Consider the following 22,937-nt stretch of genomic DNA (forward strand, 5'->3'; position numbering starts at 1 on the left):
CCCCGGCGCCGACCGTGCTGACGCACCGTGTACCCCAACTCGACAGTGATACGCAGGAGTTGCCCGGGCCGTACGGCGGAGGGCATCGCGCCCCGCGTTTCACCGCCGCCTCGAGGAGCACGCACTGGCGATACCCCGGGGTGTCTCTGTCGCGGTCCTTCCCCAAGACACCCAGGGGGTGAGCCGGAAGGAGGGCGCCCCGTGCTCCTTGTTCTTCGCTCCTTCTTCTTCGGCGACGTCCTGGAAACCGAGGGACCGGGCAACCGCAGCTGCCCGGCAGGCGGTGTCCGGTCGGCCGGCGTCGATCCGCCGCCGGACGTCGACCGTGTTCGGGAATCGACGCCCGCCCCTAATTTTGCATGACATGCATCTTTGCATACCATGCAACTTATGTCGGAGAAGAGCGCCACAGGCGGTGGCCTGCGGGAGCGGAAGAAGCGGGCCACGCGTGCCGCCCTCACCGAGGCCGCGATACGTCTGGCCGCCGAGCACGGGGCGGAGAAGGTCACCGTCGAGGCGATCAGCGCCGCGGCCGGGGTATCGGTGCGCACCTTCTTCAACTACTTCGACACCCGCGACGACGTCTTCGTCCTGACCGGCGCCGAGACCAGCGCGCACGTGCGCCGGGCGCTGCTCGCCGCACCGGCCGCCCTCACCCCGCTCGAAGCCCTGCGCGACGCCCTGGCGGCGGAGCTGGCCGAGGCCGAGCAGCAGCGCGAGCTGTGGCGTCTGCACGGTGAGGTGCTGCGCGCCGCGCCGCACCTGTTCGTGCGCAGTCTCGGCGCGCACCTGGCGGACGAGACGGAACTGGCCGAGGCCATCGCCGAACGGATCCGCTTCGGCGCCGGCCTCCCCGCAGGCGCCCCCGCACCACCGGCCGCGTCCGACGAGGAGCGGCGCCAGGCCCTGGACCTCTACCCCCGGCTGCTGGCCGCGGTGGCGGTCACCGCCGTCCGGGCCAGCATCGATCACTGGTGCGCCCGCCCGAAGGAGCGCGCCTTCCGCGACGTGTTCCAGGAGGTGTTCACCCTCCTCGCCGCCGGGCTGCCGGCGCCGCCCGCGTAGTCCACCGCACCGGCCGTCCGGCTTCCGAGCCGACCCGGTGCCCCCACCTTCCGACCCGCGCGCCCGAGGACCGACGTCCCCGCCCGGACCGCGCGGATCACCGATCACCACCGTCGAAAGAGAAGTCGTGACCGCAGCTCAGGCGCCCGCCGACGCGCCTCCCACCTCCATGAACCAACGGCAGATACTCCAGGCCATGTCCGGCCTGATGGCCGGCATGTTCGTCGCCATCCTGGCGGGCACCGTCGTGTCCAACGCGCTGCCGACGATCATCGCCGACCTGGGCGCCAGCCAGTCCTCCTACACCTGGGTCGTCACCGCCGAACTGCTGGCCATGACCGCGACGGTGCCCCTGTGGGGCAAGCTGTCCGACCTCTTCAACAAGAAGCTGCTGCTCCAGCTCTCGCTCCTCATGTTCGTGGTCGGCTCGCTGCTGGCGGGCTTCTCGCACGACACGACGCTGCTGATCTTCAGCCGGGTCGTGCAGGGCATCGGCGCGGGCGGCCTGACCGCGCTCGCCCAGGTGGTCATGGCCGCCGTCATCCCGCCCCGGGAACTGGGCAAGTACTCCGGCATCTTCGGTGCCGTCTTCGCCGTGGGCACCGTGGCCGGACCGCTGATCGGCGGCGTGCTGGTCGACACGTCGTGGCTGGGCTGGCGCTGGTGCTTCTTCATCGGCGTGCCGTTCGCCCTGCTGGCCATCCTCCTGTTGCAGCGCACGCTGAAGCTGCCCACCGTCAAGCGCCAGGCGAAGATCGACTGGCTCGGCGCCTTCCTGATCGTCGCCGGTGTCTGCGCGCTGCTCATCTGGGTCTCGCTGGCCGGCAACCAGTTCGACTGGGCGTCCTGGCAGACCGCCGCGCTCGTCATCGGCGGTGTGCTGCTGCTGGGCCTGGCGGTCCTCGTCGAGGCCCGCACCGCCGAGCCGGTCATCCCGCTCGACATCTTCAGGAACCGCACGGTCACCCTGACCACGGTCGCCAGCCTCCTGGTCGGTGTCGCCATGTTCGGCGGGACCGTCTTCCTCTCGCAGTACTTCCAGGTGTCCCTGGGCAAGTCGCCGACCATCGCGGGCCTGATGAGCCTGCCGATGATCCTGGGCCTGCTGGTCTCGTCCACCGTCGCCGGACAGCTGATCAGCCGGACCGGGAAGTGGAAGGGCTACCTGGTGGCGGGCGCGGTCATCATGACCGTCGGCCTCGCCCTGCTCTCCCTGATCGACGCCGACACCCACTTCGGGCTGCTCAGCATCTACATGGCCGTCCTCGGCGTCGGCGTCGGCATGCTGATGCAGAACCTGGTGCTCGCCGCACAGAACGACGTCCCCGCCGCCGAGCTGGGCGCCGCGACCTCGGTGCTGTCCTTCTTCCGCAGCATGGGCGGCACGATCGGCACCAGCGTCCTCGGCGCGATCCTCGCCAACCGGGTCGCGAGCGAGATGACCAAGGGCCTGGAGAAGGCCGGCGCCGCCGGTGCCGCCGAGGGCGGCTCGGGCGGCGGTCACGGGGCCGTCCCGGACATGAGCACGCTGCCCGCCCCGATGCGGGAGATCGTGGAGCACGCCTACGGTGTCGCCACCGCCGACCTGTTCCTCGTCGCCACCCCGTTCGCGCTGCTGGCTCTGGTCGCCGTGGTCTTCATCAAGGAGAAGCCGCTGAAGACCACCAGCGGCATGGAGCGTCTGGCCGAGGAAGCCGGCGAGGTCGCCGGCGGCACGGTCTCCGTACCGGCGCAGCGCTCCGGTGACACCCCGTCGAAGGCGGACAGCGGACCGGCGTCCCCGGTCGGCTGAGCCGTCGGCCCACGGCACGTCACGGCCTGACAGGGGCCGCCCACCACGCACGGTGGGCGGCCCCTTCCGCTTGCCGGGCACCTCGGCCGCGCGCCACCGCGCTCGAACCGCTCGCGCGGCGCGGCACGGTGGGCCGGCCGCCGGTCAGATGCCGAACGGTGCCGCGTAGCGGACGGTGCCGGCGGGCAGCGGGTGGGCGGCGTCCAGGGTGAGGGCCATGAGTGCCTCGTCCGGAACGTCGATGGTCAGGCTGATCCCGTGGACGGAGGCCCGGCCGAAGCCGAACCGCGGGTAGTACCGCGGGTGTCCGAGGACGACGACATGGCGCTCGCCCAGGCGCTCGGCCGCGGCGAGCGCCGCCCGGACGGCCGCGGAGCCGACGCCGCCGTGCTGGAGCTCGGGCCGGACGGCGACGGGTGCCAGGCAGAGCGCCGGGCTGTCCCCGATGTGGCAGCGGGTCAGCAGGGCGTGGCCCACGGGACGGTCGTCTCCGTCCACGGCGACGAGGGACAGGCCGTCGATCCAGGCCTCGGGGTCGGCGCGCAGAGCGTCGACGAGGGCGGCCTCTTCCGGCGTGGGAAAGGCGGTGCGGACGATGTCACGGATGGCGGGGACGTCGGCGCCGGTCTCGGCGCGGGTGTTCCAGGTGCGGGACATGACGGGATGAGGATCCGTTTCTGGGTTGCGTTCGTCTGGGTCAGGTCGTGGCCCGGGACGCGAGGGAGACCCGGGCGCCGCGAGAGGCGGCTTGGAGCACGGTCATCGACCTCACCTCCCTGTCGTCCTGGTCGTCCGATCGAACGCGAACGGCCTCAGTGTACCCGTGGAGGGGCCGGCGGGGGCCCGTGGGGACCGGCGGGATCACTCACTGGGGGAAGGGCTGGAGTCGTAGGCGGGGATCTGCGACTGGATGTTGAACGTGACGGATCCCGCCTTCTCGAAGGTCAGGGTGATCTTCAGGAAGTCACCGCCGCGGACGGCCTCGCGCACGTCCCGCAGCAGCAGGTGGTTGTTGCTCGGCTCCAGTTGCCGCAGCTTGTCCGGCGGCAGTTCCACCCCGTCCGGCAGGGCCTTGCCGTCCGCGTTCACGATGCTCACCGACTCCGCGTCGGGGCTGCCGGCGCCCACCAGGCGGTCGGCGCTGTCCCCCTCGTTCATGAGCCAGACGTAGGCCGGGACGTCGTCACCCGGTCGCCACGGTTCCCCCTTGGGCTCCGCCACGTGGGCGTAGCGGATCAGGACGTCGCCGACGCTCGCGTTCTGGCCGGGGGCATGCCAGTCCTGCAGTTCGAAACTGTCGTCCCCGCCGCATCCGCTCAGTGCCAGGGCCGCCGCGGCCAGCACGGTCGCGGCGGCGGAACGTGCGGTTCTCCCACGGCTGAGCAGCATGGCGCCTCCACTGCGTCGGTCCTGTGTCCGCGCCCGGGTTGCCCCGGGACCGGACTGCAAACAGCGGCTAATACGGCAGGCCGGGCGCTGCGACCGGGAAGTACCCGGCCATCGGGTCCGCAGGGACGGGCGGTCCGCACGGCGGCCGCCGTGGCAGGGTGGGGCTCCGGCACGTCGGGGAACCACCGTGCCGGCCTCACGGGGGCCGAGAGGAAGGTCCGCGGCGCCGAGCAGGCGCCGGAGCGGGAGAAGCGGCAGGTCCGCGAGCGCGCGGAGCGCTGGAGTCCGCGGGCCGGGCGGACGCACCCCGGCCGACGGAACGCCGGGTGCGCCGTGCTCCGGACGGGGTGGCGCTTCTTGCGGCCGGCGGGTGCCGGGCGGCAGGCTTCGGGGTGTGCCTACTCTGCTGATCGTGCATCACACGCCGTCGCCCAACTGCCGGGCGATGCTGGAAGCCGTCGTGTCCGGGGCGACCGCACCCGAGATCGAAGGGGTACGGGTGGTCAGGCGGGCGGCGCTGGCGGCGACGGCGGTCGACGTGCTGGAGGCCGACGGATACCTGCTGGGCACTCCGGCCAACCTGGGCTACATGTCCGGTGCCCTGAAGCACTTCTTCGACCAGGTCTACTACCCCTGTCTGGACGAGACGCGGGGCCGGCCCTTCGGCTACTACGTGCACGGCGGCAGCGACACCACCGGCGCGGTGCGCGGCATCGAGTCGGTCACGACCGGCCTCGGCTGGCAGCGCGCGGCGCCGGCGGTGAGCGTGGCCGGTGAGCCCGGCAAGGCCGATCTGGAAGCCTGCTGGGAACTGGGGGCCGCACTCGCCGCCGGGCTGACGGACTGACCGCTCGGACGGCAGGACCGAAGGACCGGGCCGTCCGGTGCGGCGGCGAGTCCGGCGGAGCGAGGGGCCGGGCCGGGCATGCCGCCCGGGAAGAGCGCCGGCTCGGTGGGGGACGCCGCCGATTCGGCCGCCGGTGACTGGGCATGGCGCACGCCCACGCCCTGTGGTGTCAGGGCGGGAGAGGCGTCCCGGCCAGTAGCCGGACCACGGCGGGTGCGGATCAGCGCGGCCCCTTCCTCGTCGCCCCCGCGGCGCAGCCGAGAGACCGGCCGCTCGACGGTGTCCGGGGTCCGCCGGGGCCGCGGGGCGGTCGGCGGCTCGGGCCTGTGCGCCGTCTCAGCCGCGTCGCTTGCGCCGCTCGAGCGATGCGGTGGTGCCCGGGCTGCCGAGCCGAGCACCGTCACCCGCCCGGGGAGCGTCCGTCAGTGTGCCGAGGAACCGGACGTGCGGGCGGCCGCCCGGACCGGTGGGGGCGATCTCGGCGTGCACCCGGTAGACCTCGGCGACCAGGTCCGCGGTCAGGACCTCGGCGGGATCGCCACAGGCCACGACCCGCCCCTCGGACAGCACCACGAGGTGGTCGCAGTACATCGCCGCGAGGTTGAGGTCGTGGAGGGCGACCACACTGGTGACGGGCAGGGCGGCGACCAGGGTCAGTACGTCGAGCTGGTGCTGTATGTCGAGGTGGTTGGTCGGTTCGTCCAGCAGGAGTTCCCGCGGCTGCTGGGCGAGGGCGCGGGCGATCTGGACGCGCTGGCGTTCGCCGCCGGAGAGGGTGTGCCAGAGCCGGTCCGCCTGCCCGGTCAGTCCGGTGCGTTCCAGGGCGTCCGTGACCGCCTCCTCGTCGGACGCCGACGTCGGCGTCCAGGCGCGGCGGTGCGGGATCCGGCCGAGCCGGACGACGTCCCGGACGGTCAGTTCGACCTGCGTGTCCGCCTGCTGCTCGACCACGGCCACCCGCCGGGCGACGTCCCTGCGGCCCGCCCGGTCCAGCGGGCGGCCGTCGAGGGTGACGACGCCGGAGGCGGGGGTGAGCACGCCGGCCAGCAGCCGCAGCAGGGTGGACTTGCCCGAGCCGTTGGGGCCGAGCAGTCCGGTCATGGCACCGGGCCGGGGGGCCAGGTCGACGCCGTCCAGGATGAGCCGCCCGCCGGCGGCGCGGGAGACCCGCTCGGCGTTCAGCGTCACCGTGTCCTCCTGGTGCGGTACAGGACGAGGACGAAGGCGGGCACGCCGATGAGCGAGGTCATCACGCCCACCGGGACCTCTTGGGGTTCGAGGACGGTACGGGCCAGGGTGTCGACCCACACCAGGAACACCGCCCCGGCGAGCGCGCAGACCGGCAGCAGCCGGGCGTGTCCGGGGCCGGTCAACGCCCGTACGGCGTGCGGCAGCACCAGGCCGACGAAGCCGATGGCCCCGGCCGAGGCGACCAGGGCCGCGGTGAGCAGGGCGGTGGCGCACAGCAGGACCAGCCGGGTGCGGGCCACGTGGACGCCGAGCGTGGCCGCCGCGTCCTGACCGAACGCGAAGGCGTCCAGTGTCCCGGCGTACCCGAGGCACACGGCCAGGACCACGACCAGGACCGCCGTACCCGTCCACACGTCCGTCCAGCCCGCCCCGCCGAGCGAGCCGAGCAGCCAGAACAGCACGCCGCGGGTGGTCTCGGCGTCGGCCGCGGTCATCACGACGAACGACGTGAGCGCGGAGAACAGCTGCATCGCCGCCACGCCGGCGAGCACCACCCGGTCCGGGGTGCCGCCGAGGCTGTGACTGAGCAGCATCACCAGCGCGAAGGAGCAGACCGCCCCGATGAACGCCCCGCCCGACACGGACAGCGCGCCGCCGCCCACGCCGAGGACGACGACCAGGACGGCACCGGTCGAGGCACCGGAGGAGACGCCCAGGACGAAGGGGTCGGCGAGCGGGTTGCGCAGCAGGGACTGGAGTACGGCGCCGCACACGGCGAGGCCTGCACCGCACACCGCCGCGAGGAGGGTACGGGGCAGCCGCAGGTTCCAGACGATGCCGTCGCGGATCGGGGTGACGTCCACGCCGGGGGTACCGCCGCCGAGATGGGAGACGACCACGGACCAGACCTCGCCGACGCCGATGTCCGCGGGACCGATGGTGACGGCGACGGCCACGGAGGCGCACAGGGCGACGAAGCCGGCCGCCGCCCACACCGGGTAGCGGCGCCCGGCCGCGCGTAGGCCGGGGATCCCCCGGCTCGTGGACGTCACCCGACTGCCCGGTGTCCTCCGGCTTCCCGGCGTCATCCGGCTTCCGGACGTCACTTGGTGAGGCCGTACGCGCGCAGCGCCGCCGCCACCTTCTCCACGCCCTCGACGGTGCGGATGGTGGGGTTCATGGCCTGCCCGCTCAGCAGCACGTACCGCTTCTTCCTGACGGCGGTCATGTTCTTGGTGACGGGGTCGGACTCCAGAAACTCGATCTTCTTCGCGGCGGTCTCGGCCGTCTGGGACTTGCGGGTGAGGTCTCCGACGACGAGGACGTCGGGGTCTCGGTCGGCGACGGTTTCCCAGCCGACCTGGGGCCATTCCTCGTGGGTGTCGTCCATGGCGTTCTCCGCGCCGAGCGCGCGGGTCATGATGCCGGGGGCGCCGCAGCAGCCCGCCATGTAGGGCGAAGTGGAGTTGGCGAACCAGTACATGAGAGTGACACCGGAGGCGTCGACGCCCGAGGTGGCCTTCTCGACCCGCGCCTTCAGGTCCGCGACCAGTTCTTCGCCGCGCTGCTCGACGCCGAACACCCGGGCCAGGTCGTGGACTTCGCCGTAGACGGTGTCCATGGTCAGGGGCTCGCTGCGGACGCCGTCGCCGTCGCCGCCGTTGTCCTTGCCGACGCAGTCGGACGGGGACAGGTAGGCGGGCACCCCGAGTTCGGTGAACTGCTCGCGCGTGGCCACGCCGCCGGAGCCGAGCGTGGAGGCGAAGGAGGCCGCGACGAAGTCGGGTTCGGCGTCCAGGACCTTCTCGAAGGAGGGCATGTTGTCGGCGAGCCGGGGCACACCGGCGTTCGCCTTCTCCAGGCCCTTCATGACCGGGTCGGTCCAGGTGGCAGTCCCCGCCATCCGGTCGGCCAGGCCCAGCGAGAGCAGGATCTCCGTGGTGCCCTGATTGAGGGAGACGGCCCGTTCGGGTGGCGCGGGGATCTCCACCTTGTGCCCGCAGTCACTGACGGTGCGTGGATAACCGGCTGCCTCGGCCGGCGCCGCGGAGTCGGTAGCAGTCGTTGCGGAACCGCAGCCGGACGCCAGCAGGGCACCGGACAGCAGCAGCGGGAAGCGGGAGGGGAAGGGACGGAAGGAGCGGCGGAAGCCGGCGGGGCGCGCTGCGGACATGGAAGATCCTCTGGCGTCGAGGGCTCATACGCGAAGCCCGTTCGTACGGTGTGGCCCGCGCCGTACGCGGCGCGGGTGCCAGCAGGTCTTCGGACTCGGGATCGTCCGGGCGGGACGCCTTCCCGGACGGCTTGTGCCGCCCAGTGGCCGTTGTCCCGCCCGTCCCCCTCACCGCTGCGCGTCAGCTCCGGATTCGCACCGGATTCCCTGACCCACCAGGTGGGTTCGACTGGCTCCCGCAAGCTACCACAGGGCCACCGCGGTGCCAGGGGGGCGGCCGTCCGCCGATGCGATCCCGGACCACCTCAGCGCCCCGGGATCGCGCGGGTGTTTTCGGAGGGGAGACGCGAGACGCTCAGAGGGGCGTCGCGGCGCGGAGGATGAGGAACATCGTGACGGCGGCGTTCGCGGACGACATCGCCGACACGGCGGTTCCGGCGGCCGCGGCCCATGCCGCCAGGCCCACCGAGGTGAACACCGGGGGCCAGGTGCGGACAGCGGGCGCGGGGCCCAGCAGGGCCGCCACCCGGCGCGGTACCGGGCCGGGCGCCGCGAGGCCGGCGAGGGTGGCGACCGGGGTGCCCCGGGAGACCAGGGCCGCCTTGCCGATCGCGGTCGCCACCGCGCGGCGGTCGCCGACCGTCCGCGCGGCCTCCTCGTCCGCCCACCGCTCCGCCGTGTAGGAGACGGCGGTCCGCAGGGGCCGCAGGAACGGGTTGGCCAGGGCGGCGAGCCGGACGGCGAGCAGGAAGCGATGGTGCCGGGCGGTCAGGTGGGCCCGCTCGTGCGCGAACAGCGCGCGCCGCTCTGCCGGTTCGAGGCAGTCGAGCAGGGCCGTGCTCACCACCACGCGGTCCCGGCGGCCGCCGGGCAGCGCGTACGCGTAGGGCACCTCGTCCGGGAGTACGGCCACTCCGGTCCCCGGCAGTCCGGCCAGCGCGCGGTGGGCGCGGCGACGCACCCTGCCGTGCCGCCACAGGGCCCGCGCCGAGGCCACGACCACCGCGCACAACGCGGGGATCGCCGCCTTGCCGACGACCTCGTCGTACGGCACCGCCGCCCGCACCTCGGGGTCGGACCAGCCGTCCGGCAGGGGGTTGCCCGGCAGTTGCGCGGTGCCGACCACCATCACCAGGGCCAGGCACACCGTGCTGCACAGGGCCATCACGGCGGCCACCGCGGTGAGCAGCCTGGTCGCACTCCGCGGGTGCAGATGCTGTTCGGCCAGCCGGGCGATCGGCCAGGCCGTCAAGGGCAGGACCAGCGGCAGGAAGACGAATACACCCATGCGGCGTCAGCCGTCCCCCACATCGCGCGCGTGTCCCAGGAGTTCGCGCAGCAGCCGCTCGTCGTCCGGGTCGAGACCGGTGACGAAGCTGGCCAGCACCGCTTCCCGGTCACTCTCGGCGTCCAGGACCTTGCGCATCTTCCGCGCGGCGAGGCCCGCCTGGTCGGAGGCGGGTGTCCAGGCGAAGGAACGGCCCGCGCGCTCGCGGCTGACCGCGCCCTTCTCCAGCAATCGGGTCAGGATCGTGATCACGGTGGTGTAGGCGAGGTCGCCGCCCAGGCGCTCCTGCACCCAGCCGGCCGTCGCGGGCCCGTCCGCCTCGCACAGCGCCGACAGCACCAGCGCCTCCAGCTCGCCCTGCCCCCGCCGCCGCGGACGCCGGTGATCCATCACGTCCCGCCTCCTTCCGCCGCTGTCCGCCTTCCGAGGTCACATCGTATAGAAGGGCATACTTCTACAGCACTGTAGTGCGTCGGGTAGCGTGATCGGCGGAAGTCATCCAGCAGACCTGACGAAGGAGAACGCAGTGGGAGTTTCCCTGGCCAAGGGCGGCAACGTCTCGCTCAGCAAGGAGGCGCCCGGCCTGACCGCCGTCGTCGTCGGCCTCGGCTGGGACGTGCGCACCACGACCGGTACCGACTACGACCTCGACGCCTCCGCACTGCTCCTCGACACCTCCGGCAAGGTGCTCTCGGACGGGCACTTCGTCTTCTACAACAACCTGACCAGCCCGGACGGCTCGGTGGAGCACACCGGCGACAACCTCACCGGCGAGGGCGAGGGCGACGACGAGGCGGTCAAGGTGAACCTCGCCGCCGTCCCCGCCGAGGTCGACAGGATCGTCTTCCCGGTCTCCATCCACGACGCGGAGAACCGCGGGCAGAGCTTCGGCCAGGTCCGCAACGCCTTCATCCGCGTCGTCAACCAGGCGGGCAACCAGGAACTCGCCCGCTACGACCTCTCCGAGGACGCGTCGACCGAGACCGCGATGGTCTTCGGCGAGCTGTACCGGCACGGCGCCGAGTGGAAGTTCCGGGCGGTCGGGCAGGGGTACGCCTCGGGCCTGGCGGGCATCGCCGCGGACTTCGGCGTCAACGTCTGACCCGAACCGGGACGCCCAACCGGGACGCTCAGTGGTCCGTGGCGCAGCAGCCGCCCGCACCACCGGTGGCCGGCGCGGTGTCGAGGCGGCAGTAGCAGGAGGCCTCGACCGGTACGTCCGCCAGGGCGGTGGCGAGCTTCAGCTGCTGTGCCACGATCCGCGCCTCTCCCTCCTTGCCCAGGCGCGCCAGGCACTCGTGGAGTCCGTGCAGGGCCCAGACGTTCCCCGGGTGCTGCAGGGCGCGGGGAAGGGTGTCGTCGAGACCCAGATCGGCCCGGTAGACCGCCTCGGCCTCGGCGACCCGGCCCTGTTCCAGGAGCAGGGCTCCGTAGGCGTGCCGGGTGGGCTGCATCCAGCCCCACGGTTCGTCGTAGGGGAGGTTGTCGTCCAGTTCGACCGACCGCTCCAGGGCGGCGAAGGCGGCGGCGTGATCGCCCTTGCGGTACTCCAGTTCGCCGTCGAGCATGGCGGAGGCGATGGCGAGGATGTCGGCGCAGGTGTTGTTGAACAGGGTGCGGGTCCGCGGCACCCGGGCGGCCGCCTCGCGGAACAGGACGCGTTCGGCCTCCGCCTCGGCGACCTTGCCGGTGGCCGAGAGGGCGACCCCGCGGGCGTAGTGGAGCATCGCGGTCGTCACGCAGTACAGGCGCGGGTCGGCGGGCAGCGGCAGCCGGAGGACGTCCGCCCAGCGGCCGAACCGGATCAGCACGTGCACCCGCATGGCCAGGAAGCCCTCGAGCCAGTCGGCCATCGGCGGGCTCTCGACGCGCAGCAGTTCCTCGGGGATGGACGCCTCCAGTCGCGCGGCGGCGTCCAGGGCGACCTCGTACTGACCGAGGAACATCGCGCCGTAGATCCTGAAGTGGTGGTTGTGCGAGCGGTAGAGGGTGTAGAAATTCATCGCCCCGGCCCGCGCGCGGTACTTCTCGTCGGCGGCGATCGCGGCGCTGTTGTCCGACACCACGCGCCGGTAGTCGCCGCACAGCACTTCGAGGTGGGACGGCATGTGCGCGAGGTGTCCGGCATCGGGGACCAGGCCGCGCAGCCGGTCGGCGACGGCGAGGGCCACCTCGGGAGTGGCGGACATCTCCATCAGGTGGATGTAGAGGTGCAGGACGCCGGGGTGCTCGCGTCCGCCCTCGGCGGCCAGGGCCCGGTCGAGGACGGCCTTCGCCTCCAGGGTGCGGGCGCCCTCCGCGGGCAGTCCGGTGCGCAGGTCCCAGAGCTGCCAGGGTGTCAGGTTCATCAGCGCGTCGGCGTGGAGCGCGGCGACGTCCAGGTCGTCGGGGGCCAGTGCGTACACGGCCCGCATGCTCTCGGCGTACGGCGCGTTCCACACCGAGCAGTCCTCGACGGCGCGCGCCTGCGGGTAGCGGGCGCGCAGGGCGCCGACCAGGGCGCGTTCGACCGGGGTGGCGGAGCGGGCCGCCTTCTCCTGGGCGAGTTCGACGGCGGCGTGGGTGCGGTCGACGGTCCGCGTCAGTTCCTCGGCACCGAAGGCCTCCCAGGGCTTGTTGTAGTTCGGACCGAGGGCGTAGGCGATGCCCCAGTGGGCCATGGCGCAGTCCGGGTCGGCCGCCGCGGCGGTCTCGAAGCAGGCGACGGCCTCCTCGTGGTGGAAGGCGTACGTCCACACCAGCCCGCGGTCGAACCACCGCTGCGCCTCGGGGGACGAGGTCGTCACGGTCCGGCCGTGGGTGCCGAGGTCGTAGTAGTCCATGGGGTCCATGAGGGGACGTATACCGCACCCCGGGGCGGCCGCGAAGCACGTCGCGCGGGCGGTCGCACCGACCCGTGTCCCCGCCGGACGCGGCGCGCCCGGCGGGGGTGGGGGGACGGGGTGGCGTGGATCAGCCGAAGTCGACGTCGCTGCACAGGAAGTACGTCTGGTCCATGTGCGACGCCTGCCAGATGGTGTAGACGACGTGCCGGCCGCTCAGGCCCGAGGTGCTCACCGGGATCTCGTAGTTCTGACTGGGGGCGTACCTGCCCGTGGTCTCGACCAGTTGGAGGTCGTCCCAGCCCATGGCCTGCGTGGCGGGGTCGAATCCCTGCCGGGTGACGTAGACCTTGAAGTAGTCGGCGCCGTGGCTGGCCTGGTCGTACAGCTTGACGGTGAAGTTGTCGGTGACGTCCGTGGTCTGCCATGCGCCCACGGTGTCGAGGGAGTTGTAGCGCCCGCCCTCGGTCCGGCCGCCGCTGCACAGCTGGCCGTCGGGGACGACGGCTTCGAAGTTGCCAGCGGAGCCGTTGCGGTACAGGCCGTTCCAGTTCCACATGGCGTTGGGGTTGTCCTGCCAGGCCTGCCAGCACATGGGGTCTTCCTGGGCCATGGCGGGGTTCTGGAAGTCGTCGCCCCAACGCTGCCAGCAGCCGTAGTTGCGGGAGGCGGGGTCGACGACCGAGCCGTGGGCGACGGCGGTGCCGCTCCAGGGGATCAGGGCGAGCAGAGCCGCGGTCAGGGTGCCGAGGGCGACGGTCGACGCACGCCGGGCTCTCTTGATGCGATCATGACAAGTCATGATGTCCTTCTTTCGCGTGGGGGGACGGCTGGGGACGAGGAGGAGTGGAAGCGCGATTGGGAGCGCTCCCAGAGCCTTTCGGGGACCAGGCTGCGCCCGGGCAGACGGAATGGCAATAGTTGAAACGCGCCAGATGCCTGACCTGGATGGCGTGTTCGCTGCGGTCCGGCCCGGCGGGCGGGCGGGGTCCGGCCCGCCCGCCCGCCGTCACGGCGACGTCATGCCAGGGTCACGGCGAACGCCGCCCGGAGCGGATCAGCAGCACGCAGCCGCCGGCGATGAGGACGCCTCCGGCTGCCGCCGGCCAGAGACCGAGACCGGAGCCCGTCTCGGCGAGTCCACCCCGCACCGCCTGCGGCTCGGCCGCCGGCCCGGCGTCGGCACCGTCACCGCCGTTCGTGCCCTGTGCCGCCCCGGGCGCGGCCGCGGCGGGACTCGCGTCCTTGGCCCGGCTGCTCGGCACCGCACAGGGCGAGGCGCTGCTGCGGCCGAGCGTCGAGCACGACGACACCCTGGAGGACCGGCGCGGCCCCTACTGGAGCGAACGCCTCGACCGCACCGTGCTGATCGTCCGGCGCGGTGTCGAGCGGGGGGAGCCGGCCGCCGGCACCGATCCCGGGGCTGCTGATCGAGGCCGTCAGCGGCCCGCTGTTCGTCCGGGCGCTGCTCAGCCGGGCGCCGCTGGACGACGCGCTCGTGCGGGGATTGGTGGATCTGGCCCTGGACGGCGCCCGGCCCCGCGGTGGGTGCGCGTCCGGCCCGTCCGGCCTCACGCCCTGCCACGGTCGCCTGCCGCGCTTCCCGGCCCTCGCGGTGATGCGGCGGCCGGGAGCAGGCGGGTGCTCGTGGGTCGCCCGGAGGGCCCCTTGTCGGCGCCCGTTCCCGGTGGCACGATGCTCGCGGCTCCGGCCCGCCACCACCGAAGGGACCGACGTGACCGACGAGCAGCGACGGCCGCAGGCCGCGGCCGCGTTCGACGCGCTGGGCGCCGAGTACGAGAAGGCGTTCGCCGGATCGCACCCGCACCGGCGCTCGCTGGAATGGCTGCTCGGGCGGCTCGCGCCGGGCAGCCGGGTGCTGGACGTGGGCAGCGGTACGGGCCGGCCCACCGCCGAGACCCTGGCGGGCGCCGGGCACGACGTGCTGGGCGTCGACATCTCCCCCGTCATGGTGGATCTGGCGACGCGGCAGGTGCCGGCGGCGACGTTCCGGTGCGCCGACATCCGTGACGTACCGCTCGCCGACGCCTCGTTCGACGCGGTCTGCGTGTACTTCTCACTGCTCCAGCTGGACCGGCGGGAGCAGGCGGACCTGGTCCGGCGCCTGGTGCGGGTGCTGAAGCCGGAGGGCTACCTGGTCCTCGCCACCGTGCCGCTGGACGTCGAGGGCGTCGACGCCACCTTCATGGGACAGCCGGTGCGCGTGACCAGCTTCAGCGCGCAGGACCTCACCACCGTGGCCGAGGAGGCCGGCCTGGAGGTACTGGCGCAGGAGGCGTCGCTGTTCACCCCGGCCCACCCGGACGCGCGGCCGGAGCCGCACCTCTTCCTGCACTGCCGCCGCCGGACCGCCATCGCGCCGGGCGTCTGACCCACCGACGGGCGGGCTTCACAGCCCCCGGATGGGGTAACTGCGCACGCGCGGACCGGACCCCGCGGCCAGAGTGGGCAGCATGACAGAACCTGGCGGGCGACGGCGCGGCACGACGTCCACGACCACGCGCGAGCGTGCCGTGCGGGGCGCCCGGGACGCCGCCCAGCGCGCCGCGGACGCCCTGTCCGAGCTGATCCGGCATCGCCTGGAGGGGGTCTCCGCGGTGTGCCGCAGCGAGGACGACGGCTGGATCGTCAACGTGGACGTGCTGGAGGTGGCACGCATCCCCGACACCACCAGCCTGCTCGCCACCTACGAGGTCGAGCTGGACCCGGCGGGCGACCTGCTCCAGTACCGCAGGGTCGCCCGCTACCGGCGCGGTGCCCAGGACCAGTGACCGGGCCCCGCGACCCGCATCCGGAAGGACCCCCGCATGATCACCTACGACGACGAGGTCGTCTGCGCGCCCCGCGCCGGAACCCTCTACGACGTCCTGGAACTCATCCTCGACCGCGGCATGGTGATCGACGTCTTCGTGCGCGTCTCCCTGGTCGGCATCGAGATCCTCAAGGTGGACGCCCGCATCGTGGTCGCGAGCGTCGACACGTATCTGCGGTTCGCCGAGGCCTGCAACCGTCTGGACCTGGAGTACGACGCACGCTCCAAGACCGTTCCGGAACTGTTCGGCGGGCCGGTCGCCAAGACCATGGGCAGGGCGGGTGCCAAGCGGACGGCTCGCTCCCTGACCGACAAGGTGCGGGACATCCTCACCCCCGAGGAGGAGGCGGAAGACGTGGCAGCCCTGCCCCGCGAGCGCGAGCACACCCGCGAGCGCGCGGAACGCGCCCGGGACCCGCAGCGGCCGCGCGGCAGACCGGCCGCACGCACCCGTGACGAGGACGACCGCCCGCGCAGCCGGCCCCGCCGGCGTGTGGAGACGGAGGACGAATGACCGCGCCGGCCACCACCACGACCACCACCGCACCCCTGAAGGCCCTGTACGTCTACGGCATCACCCCCGCCGGTGTCCGCGCCCCCCGCTCCCCCGGGGTCGACGGTGCCCCGGTACGGCTGCTGACCGGGTCCGGCCTGTGCGCGGCGGTGTCGGCCGCGCCCGCGCGGCTGCGGCCCCGGCGCCGCGACCTGCTGGCCCACCAGGCCGTACTGGACGAACTGGCCGCGCAGGGGCCGCTGCTGCCCATGCGGTTCGCGGTCCTCAGTCCCCGGCCGGACGTCCTGCTCTCCCAGCTGCGGGCCGATTCCGCCCACTTGTCACGGCAGCTCGACGACGTCCGGGGGTGCGTCGAGCTCAACGTCAAGGGAACGGTCGTGCCCGGCCACTTCGCCGAACTGGTACGCCGGGACGAGGGCCTGCGGAACCTGGCCCTGCGGACGCGACGCCGACCGGACTACGAGGCCAACGTCCGCCTCGGTGAGGCGCTCGCCCGCGGTGTCCGCCGCGAGGCACGGCGCGCGGCCCGGGACGTCCTCGACCACCTGACCCCGCTCGCGGTGCGCACGGTGCGGGGTCCGACCGACGACGAGCAGGTGCTGAGCGCTTCCTTTCTGCTGCGCTCCGCCGACGAGCCGCGGTTCCGGCAGGCGGTGGAGGCGCGGGCACGCGAGTGCGGGGACCGGCTGGCCCTCAGCGTGACCGGGCCCCTGCCCTGCTACAGCTTCGTCGACCCGTCTCCCGCACCGGCCGGGCGGTGACGCGGTGGGCATCCTGAGCGGTCTTCTGCTGCTGCCCCTCGCCCCGGTGCGCGGCACGGCGTGGATCGCCGACCACCTGCTCCAGGAGGCGCGGCGCCAGACCCGTGACCCGCGCGCCGTCCAGGCGCGTCTGGCCGCGCTCAACCGGGCCCTGGACGAGGGGGCCATCGACGAGGCCGCTTTCGAGCGGGAGGAGGAGCGTCTGCTCACCCTCCTCGAACGCCCGTCCCGGTCCGCCGGCCGCACGACCACCATGAATCCGGCGCAGAGAAGGCACGTATGAACGACAGCAAGGCGGCCATGGCGGCGGCCGTGGCGGGCGGATACCTCCTGGGCCGCACCAAGAAGGCCGGACTGGCGTTCGTGGTCGGCTCCTACCTCGTGGGCCGGCGCATCGGCCTGACCCCCGGCCGGGTGCTGTCCCAGGGCCTGGCCGGCCTCCAGCGGACCCCGCAGCTCCAGGAACTGACGGACCAGGTGCGCGACGAGCTGCTGACCGCCGGACGTGCGGCCGTCACCGCCGCGGCGAACCGCACGCTCACCGGCCTCGCGGACACGCTCCGCGACCGTACCGACGCGCTCACGGGCGCGGGCCGGTGGGCCGACGGGGCGACGGACGGGGACGGCGCGTACGAGCGCGACCACGACGACGACCACGGCGACGACCACGACCGCGGCCACGGCGGCGTTCCGGACGAGGACGCCTACTTCGGCGACGAGGAACGGGAGGAGGACCGCGAACCCGCTCCCGCACCGCCCCGGCGTACCGCGCGGCGGACCACGGGTTCCGGCGGCAGGCGCGGAGGTGTACGCCGATGACCCCCACCCGGCAGGAGAACGGGGCCCCCTCCCCCCTCGGCGATCTCAAGGACGCGCTCGGCGGATACCTCGCCGCCACGGGGCACAGCCTCGTGGGCAAGGCGGGGGAACGGATCGGCGGGCTGACGGAACGACTGACCGAGTCCGCCGGCGACCGCGGTTCCGGGGGCCGCCGCGGCGCGCGGGGCGGGGCGGGCGGCGGCAGTGTCAAGGCGACGCACATCATGGAGACCGTGGACATCGGGGTCCCCCTGCGCACCGTCTACGACCAGTGGACGCGGCTCCAGGACTTCAGCGGCTTCACCAAGGGCGTCCGCGGCGTCAGCGCCGACGACGAGGCGACGACGGACTGGAACGTCAAGGTCGGTCCGTCGAACCGCAGTTGGAGGGCGACCGTGCGGGAGCAGGTCCCCGAGGAACGGATCGTCTGGACCTCCGAGGGCGCCAAGGGCAGTACGAGCGGCGCGGTCACCTTCCACGAACTGGCGCCCCGGCTGACCCGGGTGGTCGTGGTGGTCGAGTACTACCCGGCGGGCTTCTTCGAGAAGACGGGCAACCTCTGGCGCGCCCAGGGGCGCCGGCTGCGGCTGGACCTGAAGCACTTCGCGCGGCACGTGACCTTGAGGGGCGACGAGGAAGTGGAGGGCTGGCGCGGGGAGATCCGCGACGGCGAGGTCGTCAAGAGCCACGAGGAGGCGCTGGAGGAGGAGGAAGCCGACGCCGCCGAGGACGACGGATACGAGTACGAGTACGAGTACGGGGAGTACGGGGACGGCGAGGAGGAGGACGGTGAGGACGAGGACGGTGAGGACGGTGAGGACGACGACGAGGGCCAGGAGGACGAGTACGAGTATGAGTATGAGGACGAGGACGAGGACGAGGAACGTGTCCGCCCGGATCGCTGATCCGGTGGGGAGCACGCGGTGACGGACGTCGGACTCCGGTACGCGGGCCCGGACACGCAGCCCTGCGCGCCTGCCACCGGCAACCTCGCCGACCTGCTCGAACGGGTCCTCGACAAGGGCATCGTCATCGCCGGCGACATCAAGATCGACCTGCTCGACATCGAACTGCTCACCATCCGGCTGCGGCTGTTCATCGCCTCGGTGGACACCGCGAGGAAGGCGGGCATCGACTGGTGGGAGACGGACCCGGCGCTGTCGTCCCGGGCCGCACGAGACGCGCTCGCCGAGGAGAACGCGCAGCTGCGGGCCCGGCTCGACGCCCTGGAGGGGGCCGGCGAGGAGACGGCGGGAGCCGCCCGGTGAGCGCGGCCACGACCGGGCCGGCGGACGCCGGCATCGTCTGCGCGTTCGCCGTCACCCGCACCCCGCCGGACGCCGCCACGCTGGCCGCGGTGACCGGTCACGAGGAGGGCGGCCCGCTGCGCGTGCTGCGCGCGGGTGGACTGTGTCTGGTCGTGCAGGACGTCCCCGCGGCGTTGTTCGACGCGGAAGCCTTGGTGGAACGCCTCAACCGGCCCGACGACCTGGAACGCTGCGCCCGGGCCCATCACCGGGGCGTCGAGGCCGCGGCCGGGCAGGGGCCCGTCGTGCCGCTGCCGATGGCGACCCTGTACCGCGGCGACCGGAGCGCGGAGCAGGCCGTCGTCTCCCGGGAGGCGGTGCTGGTCGCGCAGCTCGACCGTCTCCGGGGACGTACGGAATGGGCGGTGAAGGTGCACGCCCGCGAGCACGCGGAGGACGCCGCCGCCGGTGCCGGTGCGCCCACCGCATCCGCTTCCGGGGCCGCTTCCGGGGGGCGTGCCTACCTCAGCCGGGCCAGCGCACGGCGGCGCGACCGGCAGGACGCGCACGGGAGGGCGGCGGCCGAGGCGGAGGCCGTCGACGCGGAGCTGCGGGGGTACGCCGTCGCCGCGACACGGCACCGCCCGCAGAGCGAGCGGTTGACGGGCCGGCGCGCCCCGCAACTGCTCAATGCCGCCTACCTGGTGGAGGACGCGGAGTGCGCCGCCTTCACCCGCGCCCTGGCCGGGCTCACCGCCGGCGGCCGGCATCCGGCCGTGGAGGTCAACGCCTCGGGCCCGTGGATCCCGTACTCCTTCGCCCGCTGGGACGAGGATCCGGCCGCCACGGGGGCGGACCGCACCGGACCGGGCCGCACGGAAGAACACCGCACGGAGCAGGAGGTCCGCACGTGACCGTCCCGGACATCCGCACGCCGGGCCCGGCACCCGTGCCCTGGGGCGATCCGGAGCCGTACGCGCCGGTCGGGGTGCCCCTGGTCGACCTCCTCGACCGGGTGCTGGCGACCGGCGTCGTCGTCAGCGGGGACCTGGTCCTGGCCATCGCCGACGTGCCGCTGGTGCGGATCTCGCTGCACGCCCTGCTGTCGTCCGTGAACGAGCGGGTGCCCGCCCCCTGGCCGGACAGCGGGCCGCTGTGACGGCGCCCCGGGCGCACGCCCTCGACCTGGACCCCGAGCGGGTCACGAACGATCTGGCCGCCCTGGTCCTGACCGTCGTGGAGCTGCTGCGGCAGCTCATGGAACGCCAGGCCGTGCGCCGCTTCGACGAGGGCACGCTGAGCACGGAGCAGGAGGAACGGCTCGGCACGGCGCTCATGCTGCTCGACGAACGCATGGACGACCTGTGCGCGCAGCACGGCCTGAGCCGCGGTGACCTGAACCTGGACCTGGGACCGCTGGGCCCGCTCCTCGCGGACCCGGAACCGTAGGGGCCCTCGCGCCGTAGCCGTGGGGCCCTCGCGGACCCGGAAGCGCAGGGGCCGCACACCGGGCCCGAAGGCGGCGCACACCGGGCCGGAAGGCCGCGCACACCCGGGACGGGCGATCGCTATGATGACGGCGAAACGCTCAAACGAACATTCTCGGGTGGGGAGGCCTGATGCGGGAGCCGGTCGATCTCAGGCGCCAGCGGATTCTGGCGGCGGTCCAGGCGCGCGGTACCGCGCGGGTGCGCGATCTCGCCGACGAGTTGCAGGTCTCCGTGGTGACGGTGCGCCGTGACGTGGAGGAGCTGACGCGGGAGGGGCGGCTGCGGCGGGGCCACGGTGTCGTCCGGTCCACCCTGCCCGCCGAGGAGGCGCCCGCCGACGCGGCCGGGGGGGCCGGGGACCGGGTGGCCGTGGTGGTTCCCGTGCGGCACTCGTACCTCAACGAGGCCATGCACGGCGCCCGCACGGTCCTGGAGGAGGCCGGGCTGCGCATAGCCCTGCACCTCGCGCCGCAGGCGGCCGGCGCCGAACGCCCCCTGGTGGAACGGGCGCTGGCGGACGGGGCGCACGGTCTGCTGATCGCGCCCCGCTGGCGCGGCCGGGCCGACGAGGAGGCCGACCACGAGTGGCTCGCCGCGCTCGGGGTGCCGACGGTGCTGATGGAGCGCCGCCCGTGGCGCGGCAGCGCGCTGCACGCCCTGGACTCGGTCTGCTCGGACCACTGGTACGGCGCGCACCTGGCCGTGGAACACCTGGTGGGGCTCGGTCACCGGCGTATCGTGTTCGCCACGCGCCACGACAGCCCCACCGCGCGCTCGCTGCGTGCCGCCTTCGCCGAGATCGCCGAGGCGCACCCGCTGGTGGAGCGGTGGGCGTGGACGCTCGTCGCGCCGGAGGCCGGGGCCGACGGACCGTACGCGGCGGACGAGACGGCCGAGTTGCCGGCGCTGATGCGCAAGGTGGGTGCGACGGCCATGGTGCTGCACGGCGACGTGGACGCGCTGATGGTCGTCCAGCGGCTGGCGGAGGAAGCGGTGCGCGTGCCGGAGGACTGCTCGGTCGTGGCGTACGACGATGTCGTGGCCGGGCTGGGCTCGCCGCCGCTGACGGCCGTGTCGCCACCGAAGACCGAGGTCGGCCGCATGGCCGCGGAACTGCTGCTCCAGCGGCTGTCCGAGACGCCCGGCAGTCGGCCGGGCCGGCGCGTCGAGCTGCTGCCGCGGCTGATGGTGCGGGGATCGACACATCGCGTGAACGAGGACGAATGATGTTTTGATCGTTTGAGTGTTTCATTTTCTTCTGATCGATCCCTTGACCGTTTGTTTCAGGGCGTCCAGGATTCCCGTGTCCCGAACAGCCGGGTCCGCACCCACGCGGACCCGCAGGAGCCGCGGGAGGCGCCATGCCCGGACGACCCAGCCGTCGGTCCGTGCTCGCCGCGATGGCCGCCGTACCCCTGACAGGAGCCGTGAGCGCCTGCAGCGGGGGGAACGGCGCATCGTCGGCCCGTACGGGCACCACCACGCACATCACCTTCTGGTCCGCGCTGCGCGGCAGCCAGGAGGTGGTCGACGCGTTCAACCGCACCCACCGGAACATCCGGGTGGAGTTCCAGCAGATCCCCTCCGGCGGGCAGGGCGGCTACGCCAAGCTCAGCAACGCCGCCCGGGCCGGCAACGCGCCCGACGTCGCCACCATCGAGTATCCGCAGGTGCCCGGGTACGCCATCGACGGCGTCGCCCTCGACATCACCGACCTGGTCGGTGACGGCCTGCGCCGCAAGCTGCTGCCGCAGGCCCTCGGACTGACCACCTTCGAGGGCCGGGTGTTCAGCGTGCCGCTGGACGTCGAGCCCATGGTCATGCACTACCGCGCCGACCTGTTCGACCACTACGGACTGCGGGTCGCGGGCACCTGGGACGAGTTCGCCGAGCAGGCCGCGACCGTGCACCGCAAGGCGCCCGACCGGCGGCTGGCGCTGTTCCCCACCGACGGGATGACGCAGTTCGCCGCGTACGCCTGGCAGGCGGGCGCCCGGTGGTTCGACACCTCGCGCGGCGCCTGGAACGTCTCCCTCGCCGACGCGCCGTCGCGGCGGGTCGCGGACTACTGGCAGCAGCTCATCGACCGGGACGACGTCTTCATGAACGCCGTCGAGAGCAGGCAGTCCGACGCGCAGATCGGCAACGGCCTGGTCCTCACCCGGCTCAGCGGCGCCTGGGACGCCGGCGCGCAGATGAACGCGCGGCCCGGGCAGAAGGGCCAGTGGCGGATCGCGCCGCTGCCGCAGTGGGACACCGGCAGCCCGTCCGCCGGCACCCACGGCGGGTCGACCTTCGCGGTGACCAAGGACAGCCGGCATCCCGAGGCCGCCATGGAGTTCATCGAGTGGCAGGTCTCCCACCCGGACGCCCTGCGCGCCCGCCTCTCCAGCGGCACCAGCAGCCAGTACCCGGCCGCCCCCGGCCTGGTCTCCGTGGGCCGCGACGCCTTCGACCGGTCGTACTACGGCGGGCAGGACGTCTACACCCTGTTCGAACAGGAGGCCGAGAAGATCGGCGAGCAGTGGCTGTGGGGCCCGCGGATGAGCGCGACCCAGAAGGTCATGCAGGACTCCTTCGCCCGCGTCAGCGGCGGCCAGGGCAGCCTCGTCGAGTCCCTGCGGGCCGCCCAGGAGGGCACCATGCCCGACCTCAGGGCCCTCGGCCTGTCCACCACCCAGCACAGCACCTGAGCCGACGAAAGGC

General features: G+C 73.3%; 28 protein-coding genes and 1 riboswitch. Of the genes, 18 read left to right on the forward strand and 10 right to left on the reverse strand.

Annotated elements, in window-relative coordinates; translation table 11 throughout:
* Nucleotides 1-201 precede the first annotated feature (201 nt).
* The 3 genes from ACP4J0_RS06530 to ACP4J0_RS06540 all read left to right on the forward strand — a co-directional run bounded on the left by ACP4J0_RS06530 (nucleotide 202) and on the right by ACP4J0_RS06540 (nucleotide 2,857).
* A complete protein-coding gene (locus ACP4J0_RS06530) occupies nucleotides 202-363 on the forward strand; it encodes a hypothetical protein (protein ID WP_426597646.1) in 162 nt (53 codons plus the stop codon).
* A gap of 18 nt (nucleotides 364-381) precedes the next feature.
* Entirely contained in the window at nucleotides 382-1,065 is a 684-nt protein-coding gene (locus ACP4J0_RS06535) for a TetR/AcrR family transcriptional regulator (protein ID WP_426597647.1), read from the forward strand.
* A gap of 169 nt (nucleotides 1,066-1,234) precedes the next feature.
* Nucleotides 1,235-2,857 (forward strand): MDR family MFS transporter, encoded by a 1,623-nt coding sequence (locus ACP4J0_RS06540; protein WP_426597812.1) that lies wholly within the window; start codon nucleotides 1,235-1,237, stop codon nucleotides 2,855-2,857.
* Between the two features lie 144 nt (nucleotides 2,858-3,001).
* On the opposite strand, the gene ACP4J0_RS06545 is transcribed toward ACP4J0_RS06540, so the two are convergent.
* Nucleotides 3,002-3,514: a GNAT family N-acetyltransferase gene (locus ACP4J0_RS06545; protein ID WP_426597648.1), complete on the reverse strand. Its 513-nt coding sequence runs from the start codon at nucleotides 3,512-3,514 to the stop codon at nucleotides 3,002-3,004.
* A gap of 204 nt (nucleotides 3,515-3,718) precedes the next feature.
* A complete protein-coding gene (locus ACP4J0_RS06550; protein ID WP_426597649.1) occupies nucleotides 3,719-4,246 on the reverse strand; it encodes a copper chaperone PCu(A)C in 528 nt (175 codons plus the stop codon).
* 394 nt (nucleotides 4,247-4,640) lie between these two features.
* Here ACP4J0_RS06550 and ACP4J0_RS06555 point away from each other — a divergent pair, with 394 nt between their 5' ends.
* Nucleotides 4,641-5,093, forward strand: a complete 453-nt coding sequence (locus ACP4J0_RS06555) for a flavodoxin family protein (protein ID WP_426597650.1) — start codon at nucleotides 4,641-4,643, stop codon at nucleotides 5,091-5,093.
* A 336-nt stretch (nucleotides 5,094-5,429) separates the two neighbouring features.
* Here the strand turns inward: ACP4J0_RS06555 and ACP4J0_RS06560 are convergent, their stop codons facing one another.
* From ACP4J0_RS06560 to ACP4J0_RS06580, 5 genes are all read right to left on the reverse strand, one after another.
* Nucleotides 5,430-6,281 (reverse strand): ABC transporter ATP-binding protein, encoded by an 852-nt coding sequence (locus ACP4J0_RS06560; RefSeq protein ID WP_426597651.1) that lies wholly within the window; start codon nucleotides 6,279-6,281, stop codon nucleotides 5,430-5,432.
* Nucleotides 6,278-7,372 (reverse strand): FecCD family ABC transporter permease, encoded by a 1,095-nt coding sequence (locus ACP4J0_RS06565; RefSeq protein ID WP_426597652.1) that lies wholly within the window; start codon nucleotides 7,370-7,372, stop codon nucleotides 6,278-6,280. The genes ACP4J0_RS06560 and ACP4J0_RS06565 overlap by 4 nt, the downstream gene beginning before the upstream one ends.
* Nucleotides 7,373-7,386: 14 nt before the next feature.
* Nucleotides 7,387-8,457 carry an ABC transporter substrate-binding protein gene (locus tag ACP4J0_RS06570; RefSeq protein WP_426597653.1) on the reverse strand — a complete coding sequence of 357 codons (1,071 nt, stop codon included), beginning with the start codon at nucleotides 8,455-8,457 and terminating at the stop codon, nucleotides 7,387-7,389.
* A gap of 63 nt (nucleotides 8,458-8,520) precedes the next feature.
* Nucleotides 8,521-8,706: riboswitch (cobalamin riboswitch) on the reverse strand.
* Nucleotides 8,707-8,812: 106 nt separating this feature from the next.
* Nucleotides 8,813-9,745: a M56 family metallopeptidase gene (locus ACP4J0_RS06575; RefSeq protein WP_426597654.1), complete on the reverse strand. Its 933-nt coding sequence runs from the start codon at nucleotides 9,743-9,745 to the stop codon at nucleotides 8,813-8,815.
* Between the two features lie 6 nt (nucleotides 9,746-9,751).
* Nucleotides 9,752-10,135, reverse strand: coding sequence for a BlaI/MecI/CopY family transcriptional regulator (locus ACP4J0_RS06580; RefSeq protein ID WP_426597655.1), 384 nt, complete (start codon nucleotides 10,133-10,135; stop codon nucleotides 9,752-9,754).
* A gap of 136 nt (nucleotides 10,136-10,271) precedes the next feature.
* Between ACP4J0_RS06580 and ACP4J0_RS06585 the strand changes: the two genes are divergently transcribed.
* Nucleotides 10,272-10,847 (forward strand): TerD family protein, encoded by a 576-nt coding sequence (locus ACP4J0_RS06585; RefSeq protein ID WP_426597656.1) that lies wholly within the window; start codon nucleotides 10,272-10,274, stop codon nucleotides 10,845-10,847.
* A 28-nt stretch (nucleotides 10,848-10,875) separates the two neighbouring features.
* Here ACP4J0_RS06585 and ACP4J0_RS06590 read toward each other — a convergent pair whose 3' ends face one another.
* The 3 genes from ACP4J0_RS06590 to ACP4J0_RS06600 all read right to left on the reverse strand — a co-directional run bounded on the left by ACP4J0_RS06590 (nucleotide 10,876) and on the right by ACP4J0_RS06600 (nucleotide 13,832).
* Nucleotides 10,876-12,567, reverse strand: coding sequence for a hypothetical protein (locus ACP4J0_RS06590; RefSeq protein WP_426597813.1), 1,692 nt, complete (start codon nucleotides 12,565-12,567; stop codon nucleotides 10,876-10,878).
* 130 nt (nucleotides 12,568-12,697) lie between these two features.
* The gene (locus ACP4J0_RS06595) at nucleotides 12,698-13,369 is read right to left on the reverse strand and encodes a lytic polysaccharide monooxygenase auxiliary activity family 9 protein (RefSeq protein WP_426597657.1); all 672 of its coding nucleotides are present in this window, start codon (nucleotides 13,367-13,369) and stop codon (nucleotides 12,698-12,700) included.
* A gap of 229 nt (nucleotides 13,370-13,598) precedes the next feature.
* Nucleotides 13,599-13,832: a hypothetical protein gene (locus ACP4J0_RS06600; RefSeq protein WP_426597658.1), complete on the reverse strand. Its 234-nt coding sequence runs from the start codon at nucleotides 13,830-13,832 to the stop codon at nucleotides 13,599-13,601.
* A gap of 470 nt (nucleotides 13,833-14,302) precedes the next feature.
* Here ACP4J0_RS06600 and ACP4J0_RS06605 point away from each other — a divergent pair, with 470 nt between their 5' ends.
* The 13 genes from ACP4J0_RS06605 to ACP4J0_RS06665 all read left to right on the forward strand — a co-directional run bounded on the left by ACP4J0_RS06605 (nucleotide 14,303) and on the right by ACP4J0_RS06665 (nucleotide 22,924).
* On the forward strand, nucleotides 14,303-14,959 hold the full coding sequence (locus tag ACP4J0_RS06605; protein WP_426597659.1) for a class I SAM-dependent methyltransferase: 657 nt from the start codon (nucleotides 14,303-14,305) through the stop codon (nucleotides 14,957-14,959).
* Between the two features lie 82 nt (nucleotides 14,960-15,041).
* A complete protein-coding gene (locus ACP4J0_RS06610) occupies nucleotides 15,042-15,359 on the forward strand; it encodes a gas vesicle protein (RefSeq protein WP_426597660.1) in 318 nt (105 codons plus the stop codon).
* A 36-nt stretch (nucleotides 15,360-15,395) separates the two neighbouring features.
* Nucleotides 15,396-15,914 carry a gas vesicle structural protein GvpA gene (locus ACP4J0_RS06615; RefSeq protein ID WP_426597661.1) on the forward strand — a complete coding sequence of 173 codons (519 nt, stop codon included), beginning with the start codon at nucleotides 15,396-15,398 and terminating at the stop codon, nucleotides 15,912-15,914.
* Nucleotides 15,911-16,675 (forward strand): GvpL/GvpF family gas vesicle protein, encoded by a 765-nt coding sequence (locus ACP4J0_RS06620; protein ID WP_426597662.1) that lies wholly within the window; start codon nucleotides 15,911-15,913, stop codon nucleotides 16,673-16,675. The genes ACP4J0_RS06615 and ACP4J0_RS06620 overlap by 4 nt, the downstream gene beginning before the upstream one ends.
* 4 nt (nucleotides 16,676-16,679) lie before the next feature.
* Nucleotides 16,680-16,958, forward strand: coding sequence for a gas vesicle protein GvpG (locus tag ACP4J0_RS06625; RefSeq protein ID WP_426597663.1), 279 nt, complete (start codon nucleotides 16,680-16,682; stop codon nucleotides 16,956-16,958).
* Nucleotides 16,955-17,494, forward strand: coding sequence for a hypothetical protein (locus ACP4J0_RS06630; RefSeq protein ID WP_426597664.1), 540 nt, complete (start codon nucleotides 16,955-16,957; stop codon nucleotides 17,492-17,494). Before ACP4J0_RS06625 ends, ACP4J0_RS06630 begins: the two co-directional genes overlap by 4 nt.
* The gene (locus tag ACP4J0_RS06635) at nucleotides 17,491-18,399 is read left to right on the forward strand and encodes an SRPBCC family protein (protein ID WP_426597665.1); all 909 of its coding nucleotides are present in this window, start codon (nucleotides 17,491-17,493) and stop codon (nucleotides 18,397-18,399) included. Before ACP4J0_RS06630 ends, ACP4J0_RS06635 begins: the two co-directional genes overlap by 4 nt.
* 18 nt (nucleotides 18,400-18,417) lie before the next feature.
* Nucleotides 18,418-18,762 carry a gas vesicle protein gene (locus tag ACP4J0_RS06640; RefSeq protein WP_426597666.1) on the forward strand — a complete coding sequence of 115 codons (345 nt, stop codon included), beginning with the start codon at nucleotides 18,418-18,420 and terminating at the stop codon, nucleotides 18,760-18,762.
* Nucleotides 18,759-19,655: a GvpL/GvpF family gas vesicle protein gene (locus ACP4J0_RS06645; protein WP_426597667.1), complete on the forward strand. Its 897-nt coding sequence runs from the start codon at nucleotides 18,759-18,761 to the stop codon at nucleotides 19,653-19,655. Before ACP4J0_RS06640 ends, ACP4J0_RS06645 begins: the two co-directional genes overlap by 4 nt.
* 35 nt (nucleotides 19,656-19,690) lie before the next feature.
* Nucleotides 19,691-19,900, forward strand: a complete 210-nt coding sequence (locus ACP4J0_RS06650) for a gas vesicle protein (protein WP_426597814.1) — start codon at nucleotides 19,691-19,693, stop codon at nucleotides 19,898-19,900.
* Entirely contained in the window at nucleotides 19,897-20,190 is a 294-nt protein-coding gene (locus tag ACP4J0_RS06655; protein WP_426522593.1) for a gas vesicle protein K, read from the forward strand. The genes ACP4J0_RS06650 and ACP4J0_RS06655 overlap by 4 nt, the downstream gene beginning before the upstream one ends.
* 170 nt (nucleotides 20,191-20,360) lie before the next feature.
* Nucleotides 20,361-21,458, forward strand: a complete 1,098-nt coding sequence (locus ACP4J0_RS06660) for a substrate-binding domain-containing protein (RefSeq protein WP_426597668.1) — start codon at nucleotides 20,361-20,363, stop codon at nucleotides 21,456-21,458.
* 134 nt (nucleotides 21,459-21,592) lie between these two features.
* Complete coding sequence (locus tag ACP4J0_RS06665; RefSeq protein ID WP_426597669.1) at nucleotides 21,593-22,924, forward strand: extracellular solute-binding protein; 1,332 nt, start codon at nucleotides 21,593-21,595, stop codon at nucleotides 22,922-22,924.
* The last annotated feature ends 13 nt before the right edge of the window (nucleotides 22,925-22,937 follow it).

Source organism: Streptomyces sp. WG7, from assembly GCF_049975785.1.
In the GTDB taxonomy this organism is placed as follows: Bacteria; Actinomycetota; Actinomycetes; order Streptomycetales; family Streptomycetaceae; genus Streptomyces.